General features: G+C 58.2%; 28 protein-coding genes and 1 tRNA gene. 20 read left to right on the top strand and 9 right to left on the bottom strand.

All coding sequences use genetic code 11. The features are described from left to right. Positions 1-164: 164 nt before the first annotated feature. The 3 genes from NKJ09_RS26235 to NKJ09_RS26225 all read right to left on the bottom strand — a co-directional run bounded on the left by NKJ09_RS26235 (position 165) and on the right by NKJ09_RS26225 (position 856). Positions 165-410 (bottom strand): hypothetical protein, encoded by a 246-nt coding sequence (locus NKJ09_RS26235; protein ID WP_352494281.1) that lies wholly within the window; start codon positions 408-410, stop codon positions 165-167. Between the two features lie 27 nt (positions 411-437). Beyond that, positions 438-668: a transposase gene (locus NKJ09_RS26230; protein WP_352494280.1), complete on the bottom strand. Its 231-nt coding sequence runs from the start codon at positions 666-668 to the stop codon at positions 438-440. Positions 669-781: 113 nt separating this feature from the next. Beyond that, a tRNA-Gln gene (locus NKJ09_RS26225) sits at positions 782-856 on the bottom strand. 630 nt (positions 857-1486) lie between these two features. Here NKJ09_RS26225 and ppdK point away from each other — a divergent pair. The 5 genes from ppdK (at position 1487) to NKJ09_RS26200 (ending at position 5533) form a co-directional block, all read left to right on the top strand. Continuing rightward, positions 1487-4183, top strand: a complete 2697-nt coding sequence (ppdK, locus tag NKJ09_RS26220; protein WP_352494279.1) for a pyruvate, phosphate dikinase — start codon at positions 1487-1489, stop codon at positions 4181-4183. A gap of 5 nt (positions 4184-4188) precedes the next feature. Continuing rightward, a complete protein-coding gene (locus NKJ09_RS26215) occupies positions 4189-4533 on the top strand; it encodes a hypothetical protein (RefSeq protein ID WP_352494278.1) in 345 nt (114 codons plus the stop codon). Positions 4534-4673: 140 nt separating this feature from the next. Then, positions 4674-4856 carry a hypothetical protein gene (locus tag NKJ09_RS26210; RefSeq protein WP_352494277.1) on the top strand — a complete coding sequence of 61 codons (183 nt, stop codon included), beginning with the start codon at positions 4674-4676 and terminating at the stop codon, positions 4854-4856. Between the two features lie 179 nt (positions 4857-5035). Beyond that, complete coding sequence (locus NKJ09_RS26205; protein WP_023721751.1) at positions 5036-5203, top strand: hypothetical protein; 168 nt, start codon at positions 5036-5038, stop codon at positions 5201-5203. A gap of 159 nt (positions 5204-5362) precedes the next feature. After that, positions 5363-5533, top strand: a complete 171-nt coding sequence (locus NKJ09_RS26200) for a hypothetical protein (protein WP_023721752.1) — start codon at positions 5363-5365, stop codon at positions 5531-5533. A gap of 213 nt (positions 5534-5746) precedes the next feature. On the opposite strand, the gene NKJ09_RS26195 is transcribed toward NKJ09_RS26200, so the two are convergent. Continuing rightward, positions 5747-5899: a hypothetical protein gene (locus NKJ09_RS26195; protein ID WP_352494276.1), complete on the bottom strand. Its 153-nt coding sequence runs from the start codon at positions 5897-5899 to the stop codon at positions 5747-5749. Positions 5900-6330: 431 nt separating this feature from the next. Continuing rightward, positions 6331-6615, bottom strand: a complete 285-nt coding sequence (locus tag NKJ09_RS26190) for a hypothetical protein (RefSeq protein WP_352494275.1) — start codon at positions 6613-6615, stop codon at positions 6331-6333. 47 nt (positions 6616-6662) lie between these two features. Here NKJ09_RS26190 and NKJ09_RS26185 point away from each other — a divergent pair, with 47 nt between their 5' ends. Together NKJ09_RS26185 and NKJ09_RS26180 are read left to right on the top strand one after the other, a co-directional pair. After that, positions 6663-6911, top strand: coding sequence for a glycosyltransferase family 9 protein (locus NKJ09_RS26185; RefSeq protein ID WP_352494391.1), 249 nt, complete (start codon positions 6663-6665; stop codon positions 6909-6911). 345 nt (positions 6912-7256) lie between these two features. Further along, positions 7257-7994: a polysaccharide deacetylase family protein gene (locus NKJ09_RS26180; RefSeq protein ID WP_352494274.1), complete on the top strand. Its 738-nt coding sequence runs from the start codon at positions 7257-7259 to the stop codon at positions 7992-7994. Here the strand turns inward: NKJ09_RS26180 and NKJ09_RS26175 are convergent, their stop codons facing one another. Together NKJ09_RS26175 and NKJ09_RS26170 are read right to left on the bottom strand one after the other, a co-directional pair. After that, positions 7995-8384 (bottom strand): DUF427 domain-containing protein, encoded by a 390-nt coding sequence (locus NKJ09_RS26175; protein ID WP_352494273.1) that lies wholly within the window; start codon positions 8382-8384, stop codon positions 7995-7997. A 126-nt stretch (positions 8385-8510) separates the two neighbouring features. After that, entirely contained in the window at positions 8511-8897 is a 387-nt protein-coding gene (locus NKJ09_RS26170; protein WP_352484425.1) for a hypothetical protein, read from the bottom strand. A 194-nt stretch (positions 8898-9091) separates the two neighbouring features. Here NKJ09_RS26170 and NKJ09_RS26165 point away from each other — a divergent pair, with 194 nt between their 5' ends. Together NKJ09_RS26165 and NKJ09_RS26160 are read left to right on the top strand one after the other, a co-directional pair. After that, the gene (locus tag NKJ09_RS26165; protein WP_352494272.1) at positions 9092-10720 is read left to right on the top strand and encodes a fatty-acid--CoA ligase; all 1629 of its coding nucleotides are present in this window, start codon (positions 9092-9094) and stop codon (positions 10718-10720) included. A gap of 83 nt (positions 10721-10803) precedes the next feature. Continuing rightward, positions 10804-11589, top strand: a complete 786-nt coding sequence (locus NKJ09_RS26160; RefSeq protein ID WP_352494271.1) for a DUF1499 domain-containing protein — start codon at positions 10804-10806, stop codon at positions 11587-11589. Positions 11590-11601: 12 nt separating this feature from the next. Here NKJ09_RS26160 and NKJ09_RS26155 read toward each other — a convergent pair whose 3' ends face one another. Continuing rightward, positions 11602-12510: an MBL fold metallo-hydrolase gene (locus NKJ09_RS26155; protein ID WP_352494270.1), complete on the bottom strand. Its 909-nt coding sequence runs from the start codon at positions 12508-12510 to the stop codon at positions 11602-11604. Between the two features lie 115 nt (positions 12511-12625). Between NKJ09_RS26155 and NKJ09_RS26150 the strand changes: the two genes are divergently transcribed. The 11 genes from NKJ09_RS26150 (at position 12626) to NKJ09_RS26100 (ending at position 24692) form a co-directional block, all read left to right on the top strand. Then, positions 12626-13216, top strand: coding sequence for a biotin transporter BioY (locus tag NKJ09_RS26150; protein WP_352494269.1), 591 nt, complete (start codon positions 12626-12628; stop codon positions 13214-13216). A 423-nt stretch (positions 13217-13639) separates the two neighbouring features. Then, positions 13640-14203, top strand: a complete 564-nt coding sequence (nusG, locus tag NKJ09_RS26145) for a transcription termination/antitermination protein NusG (RefSeq protein WP_352494268.1) — start codon at positions 13640-13642, stop codon at positions 14201-14203. Between the two features lie 137 nt (positions 14204-14340). After that, complete coding sequence (locus NKJ09_RS26140) at positions 14341-15660, top strand: UDP-glucose dehydrogenase family protein (RefSeq protein ID WP_352494267.1); 1320 nt, start codon at positions 14341-14343, stop codon at positions 15658-15660. A 40-nt stretch (positions 15661-15700) separates the two neighbouring features. Further along, entirely contained in the window at positions 15701-16978 is a 1278-nt protein-coding gene (locus tag NKJ09_RS26135) for a sugar transferase (RefSeq protein WP_352494266.1), read from the top strand. A 61-nt stretch (positions 16979-17039) separates the two neighbouring features. Continuing rightward, entirely contained in the window at positions 17040-18314 is a 1275-nt protein-coding gene (locus NKJ09_RS26130; protein WP_352494265.1) for a nucleotide sugar dehydrogenase, read from the top strand. After that, positions 18314-19336 carry an NAD-dependent epimerase gene (locus NKJ09_RS26125; protein WP_352494264.1) on the top strand — a complete coding sequence of 341 codons (1023 nt, stop codon included), beginning with the start codon at positions 18314-18316 and terminating at the stop codon, positions 19334-19336. The genes NKJ09_RS26130 and NKJ09_RS26125 overlap by 1 nt, the downstream gene beginning before the upstream one ends. 47 nt (positions 19337-19383) lie before the next feature. Continuing rightward, positions 19384-20175: a class I SAM-dependent methyltransferase gene (locus NKJ09_RS26120; RefSeq protein WP_352494263.1), complete on the top strand. Its 792-nt coding sequence runs from the start codon at positions 19384-19386 to the stop codon at positions 20173-20175. Beyond that, a complete protein-coding gene (locus NKJ09_RS26115; protein ID WP_352494262.1) occupies positions 20144-21334 on the top strand; it encodes a glycosyltransferase in 1191 nt (396 codons plus the stop codon). The genes NKJ09_RS26120 and NKJ09_RS26115 overlap by 32 nt, the downstream gene beginning before the upstream one ends. Positions 21335-21389: 55 nt before the next feature. Beyond that, positions 21390-22610 (top strand): polysaccharide biosynthesis protein, encoded by a 1221-nt coding sequence (locus tag NKJ09_RS26110; RefSeq protein WP_352494261.1) that lies wholly within the window; start codon positions 21390-21392, stop codon positions 22608-22610. Between the two features lie 185 nt (positions 22611-22795). After that, complete coding sequence (locus NKJ09_RS26105) at positions 22796-23440, top strand: O-methyltransferase (RefSeq protein WP_352494260.1); 645 nt, start codon at positions 22796-22798, stop codon at positions 23438-23440. Between the two features lie 79 nt (positions 23441-23519). After that, positions 23520-24692, top strand: coding sequence for a glycosyltransferase family 4 protein (locus NKJ09_RS26100; protein ID WP_352764077.1), 1173 nt, complete (start codon positions 23520-23522; stop codon positions 24690-24692). A 114-nt stretch (positions 24693-24806) separates the two neighbouring features. Here NKJ09_RS26100 and NKJ09_RS26095 read toward each other — a convergent pair whose 3' ends face one another. Then, positions 24807-24959, bottom strand: coding sequence for a hypothetical protein (locus NKJ09_RS26095; protein ID WP_352494258.1), 153 nt, complete (start codon positions 24957-24959; stop codon positions 24807-24809). Between the last annotated feature and the right edge of the window lie 14 nt (positions 24960-24973).

The raw sequence follows: 24973 nt of genomic DNA, 5'->3' as shown, positions 1-24973 counted from the left end.
GAAACCCCTGACGGCGGCTGTAGGATTCCAAAGCCATCGAGTCGCTCTGCTTCCTGTGCGGTATCTAGAAGAAGCACCAACGGTGTCCGACATTCCACGCGGTGCGCATAGTGCACCCAAATCGACGGGATGACTGGCGACCAACACCTTCACGCCGGACGGGATCAAGCCTGGCGAACCGCCCGGATAATCCTGGCCGAATGATCCTGGCCGACCTCGGCGGCGGACCCAATGACCACATCGCCCAAACAGATCTCCACTGTCGAAGACGCCGCTTGAGTGACCTCGACAAAGCCGAGCCGATCCGCATCTCGCTGCGGCGTGACCGCACCGCTCTTGATCGCCTTGCTCTGCCAGCCGAACAGGCTGGGCTGGCGCCATCCCCGCTTCTTTGGCGATGGCCGATACATTCGCGCCCGGCTTCAGTGTCGTCTCGATCAGCCGCGACTTCGCTTCCGCCGCACCGCTTCGACGCGCTGCGGACGCCCAGCACCACGCAGCGCCGAAGACTCGCCAACGCGAAACTGCTTCTGCCACTGATAGAGACCCTTGCGCGAGACGCCGAGTTCCCGCGATAGCTTGCTCACGTTTGCGCCCATCGCCATGCGCTGCACCGCGGCAAGCTTCAACTCGCGACTGAACCGTCGCCCCCAATCCTCTTTCCTCATCAGTCCTCCTTGCGGAGAACTGTCAACCTTTTTTGTGTCTCAGTTCAGGGGTGCCCTACACCATGTCTTAGGTACAAACTGTTACCCATGTCTCCGGGCTGGACAATCAGAAATGGCTGGGGCGCCAGGATTCGAACCTGGGAATGTCGGTACCAAAAACCGATGCCTTACCACTTGGCGACGCCCCAGCAGCCGGGAACATGCCCGCTGCGCGCGGCCTTATAAGACGGGCAGGAGGAAAGCTCAATGGCGAAGATACCAGCCGCGAACACCAACTACCCCATTTGATCCATGGTCCCTGGGCATCGGTTCCGCAATTCGTCGCGTTGAGCGAAACGGTGCCGCCTGCTTGCCGCCGGGAAACGAAAAGATCGGCTCGACAACGGTGCCGCCGGCGTTCTCGAGGCCCCCAATGTTTCTCACGTCTTTCAGAACAGAGCATGGGCAGCTGCTCGGCCGACGGAGCTGGCATCGCTTGGAAACCGCCGCCCAGCGTTCGGCAAAGGCTGAATAGGTCGCCCGTAATTGGCAATCGACGATGAGAAGGCCGCGTCGGAGATTGTTTTTACCCTATCAAGCGTTCCACCCGCTCCCGCCTTTCCAGATAATCGAGCTTTCCAGCGGGTCTCGTGATTGCGCTCCTTTGTTCTCGTTATGTGCAGTAGCAAGTGCGCCCGAGGAAACCAGTCGTTTGGCATCGCTTTCGCTTAATCGATTGTAGGGTGCTACTTGTCTGGTCGATGCCTTGCCTTTCGCACTGCACCATCATATCGCTCGATTTGCCAACATTTCCAATCTCCTGCAACCGAGGAGCAAGCATGACCAAGTGGGTCTACACCTTTGGCGACGGCGCCGCGGAAGGCCGTGCCGGCGACCGCAATTTGCTCGGCGGCAAGGGCGCCAATCTTGCCGAAATGTGCAGCCTGGGCCTGCCGGTGCCGCCGGGCTTCACCATCACGTCCGAGGTCTGCAACGCCTATTACGCCAACGGCCACACGTACCCGGCTTCGCTCGAAGCGGACGTTGCGGTCGCGCTCGACCATGTCGGTCGGCTGACCGGGCGCCGTTTCGGCGATCCCTCGAAACTGCTTTTGGTGTCGGTTCGCTCAGGTGCGCGCGCCTCGATGCCAGGCATGATGGACACCGTGCTCAATCTCGGCCTGAATGACGAGACGGTCGAAGCCTTGGCCGTCGATTCAGGCGATCCGCGCTTTGCCTATGACAGCTACCGCCGTTTCATCCAGATGTATTCCGATGTCGTCATGGGCCTCGACCATGAGGTGTTCGAGGAAATCCTCGAAGACCAGAAGGGCGGCCTCGGCCATGAGCTCGACACCGAGCTGACGGCCATCGAATGGCAAGGCGTGATCGCGCTCTACAAGGCCAAGGTCGAGGAGGAGCTCGGCAAGCCGTTTCCGCAGGATCCGCACGAACAGCTCTGGGGCGCCATTGGCGCGGTCTTTTCCAGTTGGATGAATAACCGCGCCATCACCTATCGGCGCCTGCACGACATTCCCGAAAGCTGGGGCACGGCGGTCAACATTCAGGCCATGGTCTTCGGCAATATGGGCGACACTTCGGCCACCGGCGTCGCCTTCACCCGCAATCCTTCGACCGGCGAAAAGCAGCTCTATGGCGAGTTCCTGGTCAACGCCCAAGGCGAGGATGTCGTTGCCGGCATCCGCACGCCGCAGAACATCACCGAGGCTGCGCGCATTGCCGCCGGCTCCGACAAGCCGTCGCTGCAGAAGCTGATGCCGGATGCCTTCCAGGCATTCGTCAGCATCTCCGACCGCCTGGAAAAGCACTACCGCGACATGCAGGATCTCGAATTCACCATCGAACGCGGCAAATTATGGATGCTGCAGACCAGGTCCGGCAAGCGCACCGCCAAGGCGGCGCTGAAGATTGCCGTCGACATGGCCAGGGATGGACTGATTTCGAAGGAAGAGGCGGTCGCCCGAATCGATCCGGCCTCGCTCGACCAGTTGCTGCATCCGACAATCGATCCAAAAGCGGCGCGCGACATTATCGGCGTCGGCCTGCCTGCCTCGCCGGGCGCTGCGACCGGCGAGATCGTGTTTTCATCGAACGATGCCGAGGAGGCCAAGACGCAAGGCCGCAAGGCGATCCTGGTGCGCATCGAGACCAGCCCCGAAGACATCCATGGCATGCACGCGGCCGAAGGCATCCTGACGACGCGCGGCGGCATGACCAGCCACGCCGCCGTGGTGGCGCGGGGCATGGGCAAGCCTTGCGTTTCGGGCGCCGGCTCACTGCGCGTCGACTACAAGGCCGGCACGCTGCTTGCGATGGGCGCGACCTTCCGCAAGGGCGACATCGTCACGATCGACGGCGGCAACGGCCAGGTGCTGAAAGGCGCCGTACCGATGCTGCAGCCGGAACTCTCGGGCGATTTCGCCGCCATCATGGAATGGGCCGACGGCGCGCGCCGCATGAAGGTGCGCACCAACGCCGAGACGCCGCTCGATGCCCGCATGGCGCGGTCCTTCGGCGCCGAAGGCATCGGCCTTTGCCGCACCGAGCACATGTTCTTCGACGGCGACCGCATCGTTGCGATGCGCGAGATGATCCTGGCCGATACGGAAAAGGACCGACGAGCCGCGCTGGCCAAGCTGTTGCCGATGCAGCGCTCGGATTTCCTCGAACTGTTCGAGATCATGGCCGGGCTGCCGGTGACGATCCGCCTGCTCGATCCGCCGCTGCACGAATTCCTGCCAAAATCCGAAGAGGAGGTGGCCGAGGTCGCCGCTGCCATGAACGTGTCGCCGGACAAGCTCCGGCGGCGCACCGAGGCGCTGCACGAGTTCAATCCGATGCTCGGCCATCGCGGTTGCCGGCTTGCCGTCTCCTATCCCGAGATCGCCGAGATGCAGGCGCGCGCCATTTTCGAGGCGGCCACCGAGGCCGGCAGGAAGGCCGGCGCGCTGGTGGTCCCGGAGATCATGGTACCGCTGGTCGGGCTGGTGAAGGAACTCGACTTCGTCAAGGCTCGCATCGACGCCGTCGCCAAAAGCGTGATGCAGGAGACCGGCGTCAGGATCGATTATCTGACAGGCACGATGATCGAACTGCCGCGTGCCGCGATCCGTGCCCATGTCATCGCCGAGGCGGCCGAATTCTTCTCGTTCGGCACCAACGATCTGACCCAGACCACGTTTGGCATCTCGCGCGACGATGCGGCTTCGTTTCTCGAGACTTACCGGAAAAAAGGCATCATCGAGCAGGATCCGTTTGTGTCGCTTGACATAGACGGCGTCGGCGAGCTGGTGCGGATGGCGGCAGAGAAGGGCAGGGCGACGCGGCCCGACATCAAGCTCGGCATTTGCGGCGAGCATGGAGGCGATCCGGCATCGATCCATTTCTGTGAGAAGGTCGGCCTCGACTATGTGTCATGCTCGCCTTACCGGGTGCCAATTGCCAGGTTGGCTGCCGCGCAGGCGGCGGTACTGGCTGCGAAAGCCAAATCTGATCGAAGGGATTCGGACAGATAAGCACGGTGACCACGGAAATTCTTGCTGCCTGGCGCCGAGCTTGGGGCATCGCGACCCTTTGGATGCACAGCAAGAATATTGCACTGCATAGTGGATCCCTCCGCGCAGCAAGCAAGGTTGATGTTTTCGACCCGCCGTGTGAAATGGGGCGCGGGATGGTGAACATGTCTGATGATGAACAAACCGCTGCGGCCCGCTGGACGGTGAAGGCCGAACTCCGCGCGGTCGGCCGCGACAAGCCGCTGCTGCTGGTGCTGGCGGCGATCCTCTGCCTCTATTGCGCATTTGTCGCCGGTCCGATCGTCTATGTGGTGCTGGCCATCAACGGCATTGCGGATTTCTTCAAATGAAGCCGGTTCCGGCGATCTCGCTGTGGTCCGGCGCGCTGCGTCTACCGGCCCCGAAATTGCTCGACCTGGACGAAATTACTTAGCCGGGATGAAACCGTTCCCGTCTATCGTTCGTACCTTGGGGGGTAGGGGGAGGACACGTGACGATAAGAATCAGGCTTCCGGGCGGGACTTTGAAGATCAAGAAGAGGGACGAGCTGCGGCGTCGCGAGCAGAAGCGCGAGGTGCCGGTTTGGCAGGTCGGCAATTATTTCGTCATCTGGTGGCCGAGCGGCATGTCCGATCGCCCATCCTCGCTCAACAAGTCCTCGCCCAGGAAATAGCCCCCGCACCCGACGATCCCGGCTGGGCATGACGCCCCGGTGCAGGATCAGGAACCGCCGTGCGCGCCAAAACGTCCGAGACCGCTCGACTAACCCCAGAAATAGTCCGCGGACAGGCGTTGACTCTTCCGAGACGGAAGGTCTCTTGTGCTGCATTGCACAATGGGGCGACGGAATCGATGGCGGTGCGTATCAGGATGCCTGGCGGCACGCTGAAGGTGAAGGTGTATCGCGAATTGCGCGATCGCGAGCGCGCCCGCCGCATACCCGTCGTCAAGATCGGCCGGGTTTATTTTACTTGGTGGTCGAACCGCCAGCGCCTGATTGACGATCGGTCGCCAGGGTGACGCCCCAATTCTTTCGGCCTGGCATGCGCCTGCCCGCCCGCCTGCGCGGGCCAGCTCGCAAAATAAGTTGATGATGATGCTGTTGACTCTTCCGTAACGGAAGGTCTCTATTCACCGCATTGCATAAAATTGCTGCGTTGCACAACGGGAGTTGGACCGATGGCAGTGCGTATCAGGTTGCCGGGCGGCACTCTGAAGATGAAGACCTATCGTGAGTTGCGAGCCAGGGAACGCGACCGCCGCGTGCCTGTGATGAAGATGGGCTCGCTGTATTTTGTCTGGTGGTCGAAGTCTCAAGGCCAAGAAAAGCCACAGGACAACCCTCGGTAAACTAGCAAGTCTGCAACAGGATCAGCATCAGTGCCGGCTCATACGACGGCAGGTTTGAGCCGGCGCTTCGGATGGCAATAGTCTGTCGTGGAGCAGGTTTGATCCATTTTATAGTATGCGTGACCAAGGAACTGGCAGTGAGAACAAAACCTGCGTCTGACGACTTGGGATCGATCGGATGTTAGCGCCGTGACGAGAGCCTTTAACGCACGGTTACTGACTTGCAGCACGCACTGTGACCTGGCGCCGTGATGGCGCTTTTGGGATCGCTGCCTCGACTTTGATCTGCTCGATCTGGAACAGATGCGCCGCGCAATCGGCGGCGCAGGCTGCAAAGAACGGCTGCGGATCAGCGTTGGAATCCACCAGCTTCTGTCCTTACCAATTCGTAACCAAATTCACGCGAACGTTCGCGTGACGGCTCCAAATCCCGACATCATTTCTGCCCAGTTTCCAGGCCCCAAACCCGTCCCGGTGCCAGAAACAGGGTGTTGCAGTACCCGCCCACGCACGTCCGCTCGATTCCTCCAGACGAATTCATCGGCGATCTTGTCCTCGCCTCCGCGCTCGCCAGTAACCTGCGCCTCCAATATCCAAGGGCCAGGATCGTGTTCCTTTGCGAGGCGGACTTTTGCCGGTGCCTGATGGCTCATGGCGTCGCCTCGGACGTGGTGGCGTTCCGGCGCGCACGGATGCGTTGCACTCCTGTGCAGCGTGGTCGCGAGCCTTACACGTTGGCGCGCGCTCCGCGCCGGTTACAGTTCGATCTGACCATCGACGTGGCCGATTCCAAAATCTCACGCACCATCGGTCAGGCTCGTCAATGCCAAGACCCGCGTCGGATACGATCCTCCCGAAAGCCGTTGCGCTGGCTGGAACGCCAGCCCGCCAACGTCGCAGCCAAGCCGTTTGGCTTTGGTGGCCAGTATTATCTCTACCGATATCTTTCGCCGCTTGAGGTGCTTGGCGTGGAGTTGCGTGCGCAGGTCCCAACGATTGAGCCGCTGCCGTTGGAGACCGCCAGGGCATTGGCGCTTCTCGACCGGGATCATAATCGGCGTAACGCCTTCATAGCCGTTCATGCGGGAGCGAGCTTCCGGGGAGGCAATGGCAACCGGAACGTTTTGCGCTGGCGATCGACGAGATCTCGCGACAGACCGGGTTGGACTTCCTGCTTGTCGGCGGCCTCGATGAACGGGCATCTGCCGAGCGCATCGCCGCCAAGGCCGGTTCGCCGGTCGTCAACGTGGTCGGGGCTCTGTCACTGGCAACGCTGCTGGCTGTCCCCGGCCAAGCACGCCTGTTTCTGGGGCACGAGAGTGGCCCAAGCACATGGCCGCCGCCGCGGGAACGCCGGTTGTCGGTCTCTTCGGCCTGACCGACCCGGCCGTCTGAGGTCCTGTCGCCGTGGCCAGGGTTACGCCGCGGCCCTCGATACTTGGGAGTCCATAGCCAGGAGCCTGTGCCGCCGGACCGATGCGAGCAAGGCTTGCAGCGTCTGGCGACTTGAGGTCAAAGCGGTTGCCGGCGCGGTGCGCGCGATCCTTTCACGTACGGTTAAGGACGTGGAGCACGCATTGTGACCTCGCGCTTGCCAAAGGTCAGGCCGGCGGTCAAATTGCCGCTGCAGACGCTTTTGCAGGGGCATCGTCCCGATTTCCGCCTTGATGCGGGTCCTGGGGTCGCCGCTTCACTCTTGATCTGGCCGACCCGGAAACAATCAATGCGCCTGTTCCAAAAGCATTTTTGCGTGGTTGCGATATCGCTGTCGGCTATCTCGCCTGGCAACGCCCAGTTGCTCGTCGAACCGACGCTGCACATCAAGTCCGAGGCAGGTAGCGGCCGCGTCGCGCTGACGCTCGATGCCTGCGGCGGAAAGACCGACACACGGATTCTCTCGGCGCTGGTGGAAAACGAGATTCCCGCCACCATTTTCGTCACCGGCATCTGGCTGAAGCACAACGCCGCCGCCATCGAGATCATGCGGGCGCATCCCGAACTGTTTGAATTGGAAAACCATGGCGGCCGCCACATCCCGGCCGTCGACACGCCGCAAAAGATCTACGGCATTCGCAGTGCCGGCAGCCCGGAGGCCGTGCTGGCCGAGGTCGAATCCGGCGCCGCCGCTCTTGCCGTGACCGGCGAGCCGGTGCCGAAATGGTTTCGCGGCGCAACCGCCGAATACAGCCCGTCGGCAATCGCGATGATACGCAAGCTTGGCTTCAAGATCGCCGGATTCTCGGTCAACGGCGACGGCGGCTCATTACTTGGCGCAAAGGAAACCGCCAGGCGCATCGCCGCGGCAAAGGACGGCGACGTCATCATCGCTCACATCAACCAGCCGACCCATGCGGCCGGCGAAGGCGTAGTGCAGGGGCTTCTGGAGCTGAAGGACAAGGGCCTCACCTTCGTGCGGCTCGACGATGCCGACGGTGTCGGCGATGAGGGCACCACCGACTGATCAGTCGGGCGTGGCCTCGATGGTCACCTTGCTTGGATAGAACGCGCCGTGATCGCGGATATCCGCCATCTCGTCGAAAGGCTGCTCATAGGCCCACATCGCATCCTTGCCTGCATCGCCGGCGGGCAGCACGCTCCAATAGCTGGCATCGCCCTTGTAGGGGCAATGGGTCGAGTGCTCGGTCTTGCCAAGCTTGTTGAAGTCGATGTCGTCGAACGGAATGTAGAAAACGGGGGGATAGGGCGATTCGGTCAGCACCTTGACCATTCTGGACGAGGCGATGACGACATCGCCGGCGCGCACCGTCACTGTGCCCTTGTAAGGCTCGACGGGCATAATCTTGCCCGGATTGCGCTGAAAGCCGGGTGACGGGTTTGCGATCTGGTCCATGTCGGATCTCCGTGCCTCAACCCCAAATGTGTCTGGCAAGCGCGTTGTGCAAGACCTGCCTGCCGCGACGCCAAAGCGTCGACCGCTGGGGCAAGTCTCACCTCTTTCTTCCGCTTCGCCGAAAACTCAGGCGGCAGCCTGGAATGCGTCCATCAGCCCGGCATAGGCGGCGGCAATGCCGGCCACCGGATTGGTGCTTTTCGAGGTGGTCTCGACCTTCAGCGCACCACCGCTGGCAGGCAAGGTGAGCAGCAGGAACTGGCGATTGCCGCCATCGCCGACGCAGGCGGCAGCGACGTGCTGGCTTTCGCCCTCGTTCTCGACGCACATCTTGAACAAGAGCGTGCCGCCGACCGCTTCGAGAGCGCCACCGACGACCTCGACGAATTCATCTTCGGAAATGGTTTTGGCGTCGGGCACCAGATCGGCCTGCGCGCCATCGGCCGCCACCAGATCGGTCAGACTTTCGGCAAGCGTATTTTCGAGGGCTTTGTCGTCGAGCTGCGCGTCCATGCGAACCTCTTTCATTCGCCAATCGCGCCCCGCCTGTTAATTAACGTTAACGCCGAGCATGGCCGGATTGTGGCGAATTCGGCCTCGTTTGGCTCTATGCACCGCTTCAGCCCGGTTCTGGCTGGACAATCCGCCGGTTCGTCCCACAATGAAGCAAAAATAACGGGGGCGCAAAAAACAACGGGAGGAACAAGATGCTCGGGCTGATGCAGGAATGGCCGCTGCTTTGCCACAAGCTGATCGACAACGCCGAGAGGCAGCACGGCCGACGCGAGATCGTGTCGCGTTCGATCGAGGGGCCGATCGTGCGCAGCACATACGCCGAAATCCATGATCGTGCCCTGAAGGTCGCCGAGCGGCTAGAGCGTGACGGTTTCGGGCTTGACGACCGCATCGCGACCCTGGCCTGGAACACCGCGCGCCACATCGAGGCGTGGTACGGCATCATGGGTGTCGGCGCGATCTATCACACGCTCAACCCGCGGCTCTTTCCCGAGCAGATCACCTGGATCATGAGCAATGCCGAGGATAAGGCGATCTTCGTCGACCTGACCTTCCTGCCGCTGCTTGAAAAGATCGCCGGCGCGGTCAAGTCGCTGAAGCAGGTTATCGTGCTGACCGACAAGGTGCATTTGCCCGAGACTGCGCTGCCCAATGTCGTTGCCTATGAAGAATGGCTTGCTCAAGCCGACGGCAACTTCGCCTGGAAGACAGTCGATGAAAACACCGCCGCCGGCATGTGCTACACCTCGGGCACGACGGGCGACCCGAAGGGCGTGCTCTACAGCCATCGTTCGAACGTGCTGCACGCCATGATCCAAGCCATGCCCGACGCCATGGGCCTGTCGTCGCGCGATACCATATTGCCGGTCGTGCCGATGTTTCACGCCAATGCCTGGGGCCTTGCCCAGAGCGCGCCGATGATTGGCGCCAAGCTGGTCATGCCCGGCTGCAAGATGGATGGCGCTTCGATCTACGAGCTGCTCGACACCGAGAAGGTGACCTTCAGCGCCGCCGTGCCGACGGTGTGGATGATGCTTCTCCAGCATCTGGAAGAGACCGGCAAGAAACTACCTTATCTGCAGAAAGTCGTCATCGGCGGCGCGTCCTGTCCACGCGCGATCACGACGAAGTTCCAGGACAATTACGATGTCCAGGTCGTCCACGCCTGGGGCATGACCGAGATGTCGCCGGTCGGCACGCTGTGCACCCTGAAGCCGGACTATGCCGGGCTGAAGGGTGACGCCCGCCTCGCCGTCCAGCAGAAGCAGGGCTTTACGCCGTTCGGCATCGAAATGAAGGTAACGGACGACGACGATAACGAACTGCCATGGGACGGCAAGACCTTCGGCCGACTCAAGGTCCGCGGGCCGACCGTCGCGCGCGCCTATTATGGCGGCATCGGATCCGAACAGTTCGATGAACAAGGCTGGTTTGATACCGGTGATATCGCGCATATCGACCCCGGCGGCTACATGCAGATCACCGATCGCGCCAAGGACGTGATCAAGTCTGGCGGCGAATGGATCTCGACCATCGAGATCGAGAACCTCGCGGTCGGCCATCCGGACGTCGCGGAGGCCGCCGCCATCGGCATTCCGCATTCCAAATGGGGCGAGCGGCCTTTGCTCGTGGTCGTCCGCAAGCCGGGCAGGGAGCCGACCAAGACGGACATCCTCGCCTTCATGGACGGCAAGGTGGCGAAGTGGTGGATGCCGGACGACGTCGCCTTTGTCGGCGAAATCCCACACACCGCTGCCGGCAAGATCCAGAAGATTACCTTGCGTCAGCAGTTCCGGGATTATCATCTGCCGACGGATTGACTGGAGATGCGGCGTCTTTGTGCCTTCAAGCCGCCGCTGAAAGGCACTATGCCTTTGTTCGGGTTGGGGCAGCGCGGAAAGCAATGACGGTAATTGCCGAGCGACAGACATCGAGGGCTGCCGGTTGGTCGCGGCGCACCGGCGCTTTTTCGGCGGTCCTGCTGCTGACGGTGCTCATCGGCTACCGATATGACCTCGTCGAGACGCCGACATTCCTGTGGGTGCTCGGCATTGTCGCGTTGCTGGCGGCGTTTGCGCTTCTGTTCGCCGGGTTTGCCTTTGCGCGATTGTGGAATTTCGGTGATCGCGGCGGCCACGACCTGACCGCCGGCGCCTTGCTGGCGCTTCTGGTGCTCATCCCTTACGCTGTCGCGGCCTATTGGGCAGCGACCTATCCGCCGCTGCGCGACATCTCGACGGATTTCGACGACCCGCCGGCGCTCGATATTTCTACCCGGACAATGGATATGAACGAGCTTTTGCCGCTGACGCCCGGCGAGCAGCGCCTGCAAACCGAAGCTTATCCGCTTGTTACCGGACGCAGCTACACCTTGCCTTTCGATCGCGTTCTGGAGGCGGTCAAAACTGTGCTCGATCGGCGCGGCTGGCAGCTCACGGCGCCGTTTCCAGACGCAGCAGGGCAAAGCGACGTGACGGTCAATGCGCTGGCCAAGAGCTTCCTGCTTGGCCTTCCCGCCGATGTCGCCATCCGCGTGACCGACGATGGCGACGCGGTCATCGTCGATATGCGCTCGGCCTCGCGTTACGGCCGCTATGACCTTGGCGACAATGCAGCGCGCATCACCGATTTCCTTGCCGAACTCGACCAGGAAGTCGCCGGCCAGGTGGGTGTGGCGCCGGCGGAATGATATTTGATCGTGTTACTTTGCCGGCGCAAAAACGCCGTCGATAACCGGCGCGCCATCGGTGTGGACTAGGCCGCGCGCCACCAGATCTTCCAGATGGGCAAGCACCGACAGGCCGGCGGCGCCCTGCAGGCGCGGATCGGTATCGCGATAGATCGCCTCCACCATCGTCCTGATCGTGCGGTCGCCGCTGTTGATCCGCTTCAGAATCGCCCGTTCGCGCATCTTGCGATGCGTTTTCAATCCGCGCATGAAGTTGCGCGGCTCAGTCACCGGCCCGCCATGACCGGGCAGCAGCAGCCGGTCGTCGCGCTCGATCAGCCGATCGAGCGATGTCATGTAGTCGGCCATGGCGCCGTCCGGCGGCGCGACGACCGTCGTTGACCACGCCATGACGTGATCGGCCGAGAAAAGAATGCCGGTCCCCTCCAGCGCGAAGGCCGCGTGATTGGCGGTATGGCCGGGCGTCAGCACCGTCCGGATCGCCCAGCCGTCACCGTCGATCACCATATCGTCCAGCAGCGCGATGTCTGGAACGAACTCGATATCGGCACTGGCATCGAGCGGATTGACCTCGCCGGTGCGCAGCGGCCGCGCTGGGCGATGCCGGCCTTCCGCCAGAACCACCGCACCGGTATGCTGCTTCAGCCGCGCCGCCAGCGGCGAATGGTCGCGATGCGTGTGGCTGACGAAGATATGGCTGACCGGCCTGGTCCCGATCGCTTCGAGCAGCGTTCGAAGATGCGCCTCGTCATCCGGACCCGGATCGATAACCGCGAGCGTCTCGCGTCCGACGATATAACTGTTGGTTCCGTGAAAGGTGAACGGGCCTGGATTCGGGGCCGTGATCCGAAGCACGTCTGCCGCAACGGCCACGCCCTGGCCGTAGGCCGGGTCGAAGCTGGTATCGAATCTCAGCGCCATGGCGAACGTCGCGACCTTTTTTGGGGGGAGGGCAAAACCGATTGCCGCATAGCACGGAAGCCAATATAGGAAAACGCAAGGCCGCGTTCGGCGGCAATCCGGAACGGGGAAGACCATGGCAATTGCAACGACGATGCGTCCGCTTATTTCTCTCGCTCTACCTGAAAAGGGCGCGGCCCGGCTGGCGGGACAGCTTTTGCTAGCGATCGCCGGAACGCTGCTGCTGATCTTGTCGGCCAAGACGAAGGTTATGCTCGGACCGGTCGATATCTCGATGCAGACGCTTGCCGTCTTGCTGATTGCCGCTGCCTTCGGCATGCGCCTTGGCGTCGCGACGCTGCTTCTCTACATGGCTGAAGGCGCGATGGGCTTGCCTGTCTTCCAGAGCACGCCGGAAAAGGGCATCGGCATCGCCTACATGCTCGGTTCGACCGGCGGCTATCTAGCCGGCTTCGTCGTCATGGCAGCGATCGTTGGCTGGGCTGCCGACCGTGGCTGGGATCGCCATCCCATCAAGCTGTTCAATGCCATGCTGGTGGCCGAGATCGTCATGATGGCGATGGGATTTGCCTGGCTGGCGCTGTTGATCGGCCCGGAAAAGTCCTGGCAGTTCGGCGTGTTGCCCTTTATCGTCGGTGATCTGATCAAGGTTGCGCTGGCCGCCAGCCTGGTGCCGGCTATCTGGTCATTGCTGAAGCGTTCGTGAGGCCGATCAGAATCGGCATCGCTGTGCCATGACCTCGGTCTCACGGCTTACTGGCAGTTGTATCTCAGTGACGGCCTGTCGAAACAGCTTTTTATCGCAAACCGGGATGGCTCTGCAGGTATCTTGCTCTCGGGCGCAACGACATGCTGACGACCCGTCACATTAGCTTCAAGTCGGTCGACTAAGCACCAGAACAACCGGGATCGCCGTGCTACGCGTCACAGCGAATTGCCCGATATCGCCTGTCAGACGGCTGAAAAAGAAAGCGGGCCGATGCTTATTTAGGCACGGCTAATTTAATGAACAATTCGCGAGCAATTTTGATGAACCGTTCCCATTCTCGCGGCATAGTTGCTTGCTGGCATCGGCACACTGTCGTAACCCTTGGCGCCGACATGCCCGCCGACCCTGAGAGAGAGATACGTGACTAGCGCGGAAAAAACCACGAACGAGGTGAACACGCTGTTGGCGAAGCGGACCGCCGCGCCGGCAATCCGCTGGTACGCGGCCAGCGTCTTTCCAGGAAAGGAACATGTCGCCGAGCGGCATCTCCGGATCCAGGGATTCCAGCCGTTTGTGCCTCGCTACGAGAAAACCGTGCGTCATGCCCGGCGGCTCGAGACACGGTCCGCAGCTTATTTTCCGGGTTATATGTTCATCGCCCTTGATCTTGCGCTGCAACGTTGGCGCTCCGTCAACGGAACGTTCGGTGTGCGTTCCCTCGTCATGCAAGGCGACCGCCCTTTGCCGGTCCCCTCGGGTCTGGTAGAGCGCTTCATTGCGTTAACCGGCAGGCACGGCCTGCTCGATTTCAGCGGCAGCCTCGCAGCCGGTGCTTCGGTTCGGATCCTTTCCGGCCCTTTCGCGGAAATGATCGGCCGCCTTGACCGGCTCGATCCGGCTGGAAGAGCGCGGGTTCTAGTGGCCATCATGAATGGCGAGATCCCTGTCGAATTGGATGCCAGGGATCTCGTAGCCATCGCCTAGCGTCAAGCGCGGCGATGCGATGTAAATTGGTGTTGGATCGACTCCCAGGTTTTCACCCGGGAGTGCGGTAGCTATTGTTTGGTAGGAATATGGCTGTCCGACGAGATCGTCTCGTCGGCGCAGATTGAGAGTACACGATGCAAGTAACAATGATTGGTGCCGGCTATGTGGGGCTCGTCTCGGGTGCCTGTTTCGCCGACTTTGGCCATCAGGTCTGCTGCGTCGACCGCGATGCGGAAAAGCTTGCCATGCTAAAACTCGGCAAGATACCGATCTACGAGCCAGGACTCGACGACCTCGTAACCACCAACACTGCGCAAGGCCGCTTGCGTTTCGACGACGATCTGGCGGATGCCGTTTCCCAGTCGGATGTCGTCTTCATTGCCGTAGGCACGCCATCGCGGCGTGGCGACGGTCATGCCGATCTGTCTTTCGTCTACGACGCGGCCGCCGAAGTCGGCCGCGCGCTCAAAGGATTTACGGTCGTGGTGACGAAATCGACCGTCCCTGTCGGTACCGGCGATGAGGTGGAACGCATCATTCGCGAGCAAAATCCGGCCGCCGATTTTGCGGTGGTTTCTAATCCGGAATTTCTTCGCGAAGGATCTGCGATCGAGGACTTCAAGCGGCCCGACCGCATCATAGTTGGGACCGATGCCGAACGGGCCAAAGCCGTCATGGGCGAGATCTACCGGCCGCTGTCGCTGAATGTCGCGCCGATATTCTATACGAGCCGGCGTACGGCGGAGCTTACCAAATATGCTGGCAACGCGTTCCTGGCCATGAAGATCACCTTCATCAACGAAATTGCCGATCTCTGCGAGCGGTTGGGAGCCGATGTTCAGGACGTCGCACGCGGCATCGGCATGGACAATCGCATCGGCGCCAAGTTTCTTCATGCCGGGCCGGGCTATGGCGGTTCCTGTTTCCCGAAAGATACGCTGGCGCTGGTCAAGACCGCGCAGGACGCGGCAAGCCCCGTACGGCTTATTGAAACGACAGTCTCGATAAATGACCAGCGCAAACGGGCGATGGCGCGCAAGGTGGTCGAGGCCTGCGGCGGTTCGGTTCGCGGCAAGACCATCGGTATTCTCGGCCTTACGTTCAAGCCGAACACCGACGACATGCGCGATGCCCCATCGTTGGCCATCATTCAGGCACTCCAGGACGCAGGCGCTTCGATCAAGGCCTATGATCCAGTGGGCATGGAGCAGGCGCGCAAGATGATCGAGGGCATTGAATTCGGGGAAAGCGCCTACGCGGTAGCTGACGGCGCGCATGCTATCGTCATCGTCACCGAGTGGAACGCGTTTCGGTCGCTGGACCTCAAGCGGCTCCGTGCGCTCATGGCGACGCCGGTGATGGTCGACCTGCGAAACGTCTACCGCGGCGAGGACGTCATGAAGGAAGGCATAGCCTATTCCAGTATTGGCCGAGAGCGGCATCCTGTCAGGTGAACGTCAAGGTTTTCATGGGAACCGATTCGCAGGATTCAAATTGATCGCCACCACCATCCATCTACCCAACAAACGGCATCTCCTGCTTCGGATGCGCATTCAGCTGCTCGGCGGATTGACATTCGCGATTCTGCTGCCGGCGCTGATCCGCTTGTCGTTCGATCACGAGGTAATCCGGTCACCGAACCTGCAGGTTACGATCTTTGCAGCGTTTGTCGCGCATACGACAGGTTATTTCCTTTATAAACGCATCGGCAATTTCCCGGGCGTGGCAGCGGCTGGCTACATCCTGCCAACCTTCGCGCTGACCTACGGCCTGGTGTTCGCGACGATTTTCTTCTTTAGATTCGACTACAGCCGGTTCCAGGCCGCGGCGAGCTTCATTCAATCGACGCTTTGGTATTTTGGTTTGAGCTTGGCCACCCGGCGGCTCGATGCACACCGATTGGCGATAATTCCTGGCGGAGACGTCAACAGGCTGGAGAGCATACCGGGCGTTTACTGGCACAGGATTCATTCGCCTGACACGGTCGTCGAGCACGCGACCGGCGTGGTGGCCGATCTTCGAGCGGACCTTTCAGGTGAATGGGAGCGGTATATTGCCGACCGGGCGCTTTCGGGAATACCAGTCTATCACGTCAAGCAAATCAGTGAGTCTCTCACGGGCAGGGTAGAGATCGAGCATCTGTCTGAAAACACATTGGGATCCTTGAATCCAAACCAGGCTTACCTAAAGGTAAAGCAGGCAATAGACTTGGCTTCTGCATTGTTTGTGCTTGTCGTTTTCTCGCCATTGCTGTTGTTCGTGGCGATTGCCGTAAAGATCGATTCGCCTGGACCGGCACTATTTAGACAAAAGCGAATGGGCTATAGGGGCCATTCGTACGAAGTCTACAAATTTCGAACGATGAAGCTCAGCGACACAGTTGTCGACGAGAAGGAAGCGGCCATCACGAAGGCCGGCGATTCACGCATCACCCGCATGGGGCGGTTCTTGAGAAAATCCAGGATCGACGAGTTGCCGCAGGCCTTCAACATCCTGCGCGGTGAGATGAGCTGGATCGGACCGCGGCCGGAAGCACTCGTACTGTCGCAGTGGTACGAAGCGGAGCTGCCGTTCTATCGATACCGGCACATCGTTCGTCCGGGCATTACCGGATGGGCGCAAGTCAACCAGGGCCACGTTGCGGCCGTCGATGATGTGCTGGAAAAACTTCACTACGACTTCTACTACATCAAGAATTTCTCCCCTTGGCTCGACGTGCTGATTGTGTTTCGTACCGTCCGAACCATGCTGACAGGATTTGGTGCGCGTTGAGCGAGGGTGTTCTAACCATTAACCCCGTGTGGAATAGAAACCCCAAGAAAGAGTGTTTCCGTTGAATCTAGATTCGAAGAAAATAGCTATTATAGGATTGGGCTACGTCGGATTGCCACTCGCTGTTGCATTCGGGAGGACCCGCGAGGTCGTCGGCTTTGACATCAACGAAGCTAGAGTTGCTTCGTTGAAGAGAGGCGAGGACGCCACATTGGAGGCAGATAAGGAGGAAATTAGACTTGCCTCCGGCTTGACGTTCACCACTTCTGTGGCCGATCTTAAGAGCTGTGGCATATTCATTGTCACTGTCCCTACGCCGATTGATAAGGCCAACAGGCCTGACTTGAAGCCATTGATTTTGGCTTCAAAGACCGTTGGAGAGGCGCTATCGCCTGGAGCTGTTGTCATTTTTGAGTCGACCGTCTATCCGGGTTGCACCGAAGAGGTTTGCGCCCCATTGATCGAACATGCATCGGGTCTCCGATTCAACCGGGACTTCTTCATGGGATACAGCCCTGAACGAATTAATCCAGGCGACCGAGAGCACCGGCTACAGACGATTGTCAAGGTGACTAGTGGGTCCACTCCTGAAGCAGGAAAGGCCATTGATGAGTTGTACGCCTCAATCGTACCAGCAGGAACGCATCTTGTAAGCAGCATTGCCGTGGCTGAAGCTGCCAAAGTGATCGAGAACACGCAACGCGACTTGAACATTGCGTTGATGAATGAGCTTTCGTTGATTTTCGGCAAGCTCGGAATTGATACCTTGGAGGTGTTGGATGCCGCAGCCACCAAGTGGAACTTCTTAAGGTTCACCCCGGGCCTTGTTGGCGGTCACTGCATCGGCGTAGATCCCTACTATCTCACCCACAAGGCGCAAGAACTCGGCTACCATCCGGAAGTCATACTCGCAGGGCGTCGAATCAACGACGGCATGGGAAAACATGCAGCGGACCAGACAGCCCGCCTGATGATGCGCAAAGGAATATCCGTCGTTGGCAGCCGAGTTCTTGTGATGGGCGCAGCCTTCAAGGAAAATTGCCCGGATTTGCGAAATTCCAAGGTCGCCGACCTGGTCGCACAATTGAAGGAATATAATGCCCATGTTGACCTCTGGGACCCCTGGGTCGATCCGCAGGAATGTGCTCGAGAACTCGGCGTGCTTAGTGTGAAGGACAATCCCGCGGGGGCCTATGACGGTGTGATAGTGGCGGTGGGGCACAGGCAATTTCATGCGCTGGGGGGTGCAGGTCTTCAAGCGCTTCGCAAGACCCCAGGTGTCATTTACGACATCAAGGGCCTGTTTCCCAAGGAAATTACGGATGGACGTTTCTGATGAAAATTTTGGTGACCGGCGCTGCTGGGTTTATTGGCTATCACGTATCGAAGCGTTTGCTGGAGCGCGGTGATGAGGTGGTCGGAATAGACAACGTCAACAGCTACTACGATCCCGAAATTAAAGAAGCGAGACTGCGCTTGCTGGACGAAGCGAACCGCAGAAGTAATTCTGGCTTTCATTTTATCCGCGGCAATCTGGCTGAAAAGGGCGTGGTGGATGCCTGCTTTGCTGCTCATGCATTTGATCGCGTGATCCATCTCGCCGCCCAGGCTGGAGTGCGCTACAGCCTGGAAAACCCACATGCCTACGTGGAAAGCAACATCATCGCCTACACCAACATACTTGAGGCGTGCCGCGCCAGTCGTGTGGCCCATCTGACATATGCAAGTACCTCAAGCGTCTATGGGGCGAATACCAACATGCCTTTTTCCGAGCATCGCCCTGCCGACCATCCGCTGCAGTTCTATGCGGCGACAAAGCGTGCGAACGAACTGATGGCGCACAGCTATAGCCACCTGTTCGACTTGCCCACCACCGGGCTTCGCTTCTTCACCGTCTATGGTCCTTGGGGCCGCCCGGATATGGCGCTTTTCCTGTTCACCAAAAGTATCCTGGCCGGGGAGCCCATCAAATTGTTTAACAACGGCAACCATACACGCGACTTCACTTACGTCGAGGACATTGCTGAGGGCGTTATTCGTGCAAGCGACCAGCCTGCAGCTCCGAATCCGGACTGGAACTCAGCTGATCCGGACGCTGCAACCAGCAGTGCACCCTGGCGGATTCTTAATATCGGAAACAGCACACCCGTGCCGCTGTCTGAGTATGTTCGCGCGTTGGAAGATGCCTTACAAATTAGGGCGATTACAGAACTCCATCCGTTGCAGCCTGGTGACGTTCCGGACACTTTCGCCGATGTCTCAGAGATAACTAGAACGCTTGGCTACAAACCAACGACTAGCGTGAAGGATGGCGTAGCAATGTTTGTCGCGTGGTATAGAGAATACTACTCCATATAATGAACGAGTCCCTTTGACACGTAATACTTGGCTGGAGAGGGAGACGAATGGGAATTGCTAGGCGGTTCATAAACTTCAACGTCAAAATCTGCCGATGGATAGACGGGTTCTTACCTATTGCGTTGCGGCGCGATGGAAACGAGTATTTCCTTTCCCAGGTTTTGCCGGGAGCATTTTCAGACGGTTCGCTGATCTATGACCTTGGGGGCGGCTCTGAACCGTGCATCCGTTTGGAAGATAAGATGCGGATGAATTTGAAAATTGTGGGCATCGATATAAGTGCTGACGAACTAGCCGCGGCTCCAAGCGGAATATACGATGAAACGATAGCCGCCGACTTATGCCAATACACTGGGAGAGGAGATGCCGACTCGGTTGTTTGTCAGGCCACACTCGAACACGTGTACGACACCGCGAAGGCCATTAGAGGTATTGCAAGTGTCGTCAGGCCAGGAGGCAGAGTGTTTATCTTTGCACCCTGTCGGAACGCGCTCTTTGCCAGAATTAATTTAGTTCTTCCGGAGTCGATAAAGAAGAGGATACTCTTTGCAATTTTCCCCAAAAAAGGAGAAGGGCACGATGGGTTCAGGGCTTACTATGATAAATGCGTCCCCAGCCTTATAGAAAAATTAGCGTTGCAGAATGGCCTGAGTGTCGAGGAGCGTAAGGTCTTCTGGATTAGTTCGTATTTCAGCTTTTTCGTGCCATTTTACATACTGTGGAGGGGATGGCAGCTGGTTGCATTTGCGCTGCTCGGCAAGGATGCCGGTGAGACGTTTGCTTATGTTCTGAGGAGAAATCTGGGCGGTGGAGCTGGTGCGCGGCAAGGGTCGGTTTAGGATACTTGGATTTAGTGCCAGAGAGAATTGGGTGATGCGAAGGGCCCTGTTCGTCGTCCCTATCGATCGAGCGGGTGGCGCGGAGAGGGTTATTTCGCTACTGGCAAAAGAACTGTCCTTGGCGGAAGATTGGGACGTGGAGATTGCGGTTTTGGCTGGACCAACGCCGTCGTTCTTTGGAGGGCGCGTTGGAACAGCGCGGGTGAGCTATGGTGTAGGGGGAGGTCATCTTGGGAGTGAGTGGCGGCTGCTCGCGAGGCTCCGTAGATCTCGCTACGACCTGGTGTTTTCGTCACACATACGGATGAATGCGTTTTTGGCGGCCTGCCACCGGGTTGGTTGGCTTCGCTGTAAACGGTTTGTCACGCGAGAATCCACAATCTTCGCCAAACGGTACGGAGGTCTTAGATTGATGGCATATCGAGCTCTCTACTCTGTCTACGGCAGTCAAGATTTGATCATCGCCCAGACTGGGGAAATGAAGGCGGCGCTAGAGAACGTGACGCCTTGCAGAGCATTTGATCGTGTCAGCGTGCTTGGGAATCCGATTGACGCTGTAGAAGTGGCTTCGATGGCCGAGCAGGCGATCGCCACGGATTTTGAAGAAAGAACTGCCAACACGCCCTACATAGTATGGTGTGGAAGGATGGTCGAAGTAAAGAGGCCGCTTTTAGCAATAGATACGCTGCACGAGATCGTAAGAACGACCGGAAAAAAAGTAGTGCTCGTAATGATTGGATCTGGTCCTCTCCAGGCCGAGGCTGAAGGGTACGCCGCTTCACTAGAGCTCTCGGATCAGGTGATCTTTGCTGGGCAGCTTCAGAACCCGTTTCCTATAATGAAGGGCGCCCGTTACGGCCTGCTGACCTCTTCGCACGAGGGGTTTCCCAACGTTCTAATCGAAATGATGGCATGTGGGGTAAAACGAATCGTAACCACCCCTTGTTCTGGAGATCTTGACACGTTGGCCGGAGTAGTGGTCGCGGAATCCTCCAAGGAATCTCTTGCAAAAGCTCTCCTTGAGGACCACGACGCACTGAAAACATTGGAGGGCTATCACGCGGCGATATCAAAGCGCTCCGTGAAGCTATATCTTTCATATGTAGTCCAAGGCGAAAGCCCAGTGGTGAAACAAATTAGCGAAGCGGTTCCAAGCTAAATCCTCCGACAAAGCCAAGCAATTTCACTTCATTGTAGAATTGGAGAAGTAAGTGTTGAAAACGATGCTTCGACTTGTCGAGGCAATTGTGATAAGATCTGCTCCCGGCGTACTTAACCTGATCACGCTCTTGCTGATAGGTAAATGGATGCCGGCCGCGGACTATGGAGCTTATAGTACCGTAGTCGCCACCTCGGGCCTGGTATCCAGCGTGGCGTTCGGTCCATTCGCGTTCGCCATAGTCTCTCAGCATGCCAAGATCGCCGCCGAAGGTAAGATCAAGGAATACGAGTCGTCGCTTGTTTCACTAAGTGCACTTGTCTCTCTAGTTCTGGCTGTAGTTGTATCTGTGCCGGCATATTTTGGATTGGTGCCGTGGGCGTTTATAGCGCCATTCGTAGCGTTTGGATTCTATACAACCGTTCAGGAAATATTACACGCGCGCCTCTCTCTTTGGCTTTATGGTACAGCATCTCTCGCTCAGTCTATAGCTTACATCCTACTGGCTTGGGTGATCGTCAGACCAAATCCGACGCCATCAATGGCTCTTATCGCCTTTTCAGCAAGCTACGCAGTTGCAGCGGGAATTTCTCTTTTGCTTTCCCGGCCGACGATCTTATTACTGCCGAGATTCTCTGTTGTCAGGGAGACGCTAAGAGTCGGAGGAACTTACACGTTGAGCACTATAACAGAACAATGCCTATATTTAGGCATGCGCTATCTTCTATTGTGGTTTGGTACTCCGCAGCACCTTGGAGTGTTTTCGTTTTCGGTTGACCTGGCACAGAGGGTTGTGGGGTTCATAATAAATGCGTCGTCCTTTATAACGGTCCCGAACGCGTTTAAGCACGCGTCGACAGGAGATACTTCAGAGTTTCGACGAACGTTAATGGGAGGAGCGGCGTTAGCCGCCTTGTGCTCTTTTGTCACTCTTGCTGGAATTATGGCTTCTTATGAAACTGGATATTTTTCCGCCCTTTCTAACGAACTTTTTCGCCCTCTCTCCTTCATTATAGTGTCAATAGCAATCATGTTAAACCGGACTAAGAAAATGGCAGTCGATCCAATTGCCATAAACAACAGACGTCCCCTCGTTATAGCCCTCGGATATTTGCTTGGGATCCCCGTAATGATTGCGTCTTGCGCGGGTTTGACCGGCTCTGGAATTTCTCTGGCTTTTGAATTGTCATACTTGTTCGCATACTGCGCATCAACTCTAATGACCTTGCTCCTGGTTAGAAACCAGAGCTGGGCAACAGGAAGGATTTGTGGATGAAGCTCGCGCCGTACATACAAGAGGCTGTGCTCGGAATTCGCGCTAGAGTGAACAGAGCGGTTGACGCACGGTGGAACAACGCCCCTTTCGGAACCGCGCCACATGCCACTAGGGAGCAATACCTTGGGTGGCACCGGCAAGCACAAAAGCACGAGTACGATGAGATTGATCGGCTCGAGAAGGACTTGGGTTACACGATTGATCGGCAATGGCTTGATGAGCTTGCGCTTCATACGCAAATCGTAAAAAAGAAATCCGACCTAGCCTATCCTCACGGGAGGCTGCTGTACACTTTGATGCGCAATATGCTCAGCAATTCGGGTCTAGATTTCACAACGGTGCTCGAGACAGGTACAGCTCGGGGATTTTCGGCACTTTGCATGAGCAAGGCGATGGCGGACCAAGGGGTTGCTGGCCGGATCGTTACGCTGGACGTCTTGCCTCACCTGAAACGGCAGATCTGGAATTGCATTGACGACCATGACGGACCCAAATCTCGCGCCGAGATCCTGCAGCCGTGGGCGGACTTGACTCGAAACGTTCTGTTTTTACAGGGGGACACTTTGGACCTCTTGCCCAAAGTGGGCTTGGATCGCATTAATTTTGCGTTCCTTGATGCCCAGCATATCGAAAGCAGCGTTATGCAAGAATTTGAGCTGGTTTCGGCGCGCCAGAAGAAAGGCGACATGATCGTTTTTGACGACGTGACCAGCAAGCTATTTCCTGGCGTCGTTAGGGCAGTTGATAGAATTGAGAACTCTGGGCTGTACAGTGTCAAACGCCTAGTGATTTCTGATAGCCGTGCTTATGCATGGGCGCAACGAATTTGAACTCGGCGCTTCTGAAGGGCTGCGGCGCGTTCCTTGCGTTTAAGAGAGACCTATTGAGATGTAAGAAGGGGTGGGCCGAATGAAAGGCCAACACCTGATCATTATTGTAAACTTGGCTTGGAACATCGTTAATTTCCGTGCGGGGTTAGTTCGTACGCTGATCGCGGCGGGATATAAGGTCACCGTCGTCGCTGTTGCCGATGGTTATGAGAATCGGGTCGTCGAACTAGGTTGTGATTTCATACCGGTGAAAATGGCGGAACATGGAACATCGCCGTTGGAAGACATCAAGCTGATGTTTCGATACTATAAGATATTCGCGGTGAAGCGGCCGGATGCAATACTAAGCTTCACCATAAAGCCGAACATATTTGGTAGTTTGGCTGCTAACTGGTTGTCTATTCCGGTCATTAACAACGTTCCAGGACTTGGCGCCGCCTTCTCAGGTAAGAGGTTGATCAAGTTTGTAGTGGAGGGGCTATATCGAATATCCTTCCGCAGAGCGTTTAAGGTCATATTTCAGAACGATCAGGACCGCGAGCTCTTTTCGGAAAGGCGATTGGTGGAGCCATCGAAGACGCTGGTTGTTCCAGGCTCCGGAATAGATCTTTCGCATTTTCAAGGCTCGGGGAGGCTGACCAATGACAGCTCAGCCGAGGGATTGACATTCATTTTCGTTGGGAGGCTGCTTCGCGAGAAAGGGGTCTTAGAATTTGTCGAGGCTGCGCGGGTTGTGAAGAGCTTGCGACCGGCTTCGCAGTTTCAGATACTGGGATTTATCGCAGAGGGCAGCAACGCAATAACAGAATTGGAGCTGGCAGCCTGGCAAGATGAGGGGATTGTTGAATACCTCGGATCTTCTGATGACGTTAGGCCGTTCATTCAAAACGCAGATTGTGTTGTGCTCCCGTCATTTTACAGAGAAGGAACACCCCGGAGTTTGCTTGAGGCTGCCGCCCTCAGCAGACCTATAATCACCACGGATTGGGTAGGATGTCGGGACGTGGTGGACGATGGTATAAATGGGTATCTCTGCAAAGTTAAGGATCATGCGCACCTGGCAGAGCAACTCATGAGGTTTATTGCTCTCGGCGATGACCAGAGAATGGCCATGGGAGCGGCGGGTCGGTCGAAAGTAGAGCAGCAGTTTGACGAGAAAATTGTGGTTCGTCGCTACATCGATGCTCTCCAGGAGTGCCGACGTGATTTTAGCACGCGTTCGAGATGGAAGCATAAGGGCCGTATGAAATGACGACGCAGCCGAGGAGCTTGCAGTGTCAATTTCTATGTCCGCGCTTATGCATTCCGCGACGCATATCGGTCCGGCCGACCGCCAACCAGATCCGCACCTGGCTCGGAACCGGGATCATGAAACACCCAGCGCCTTCACCATCGCCGCCGCCGGTGTTGGCGGGGTGGTCAGCGGAATCCGCAGCCGCACCTTGCCGGCGACCTCCAGCTCGATCACCGCTGGTGGCGCCGCCGGCCGCGAAACGGCGACAGGCTCATCGGGAGCCACGACAACTTCGGCAA

The sequence above is a fragment of the Mesorhizobium sp. M0189 genome (assembly GCF_040322135.1).
In the GTDB taxonomy this organism is placed as follows: Bacteria; Pseudomonadota; Alphaproteobacteria; order Rhizobiales; family Rhizobiaceae; genus Mesorhizobium.
The sequence above is the reverse complement of the archived record's forward strand: the minus strand, read 5'-3'. Positions and strand labels throughout refer to the sequence as shown.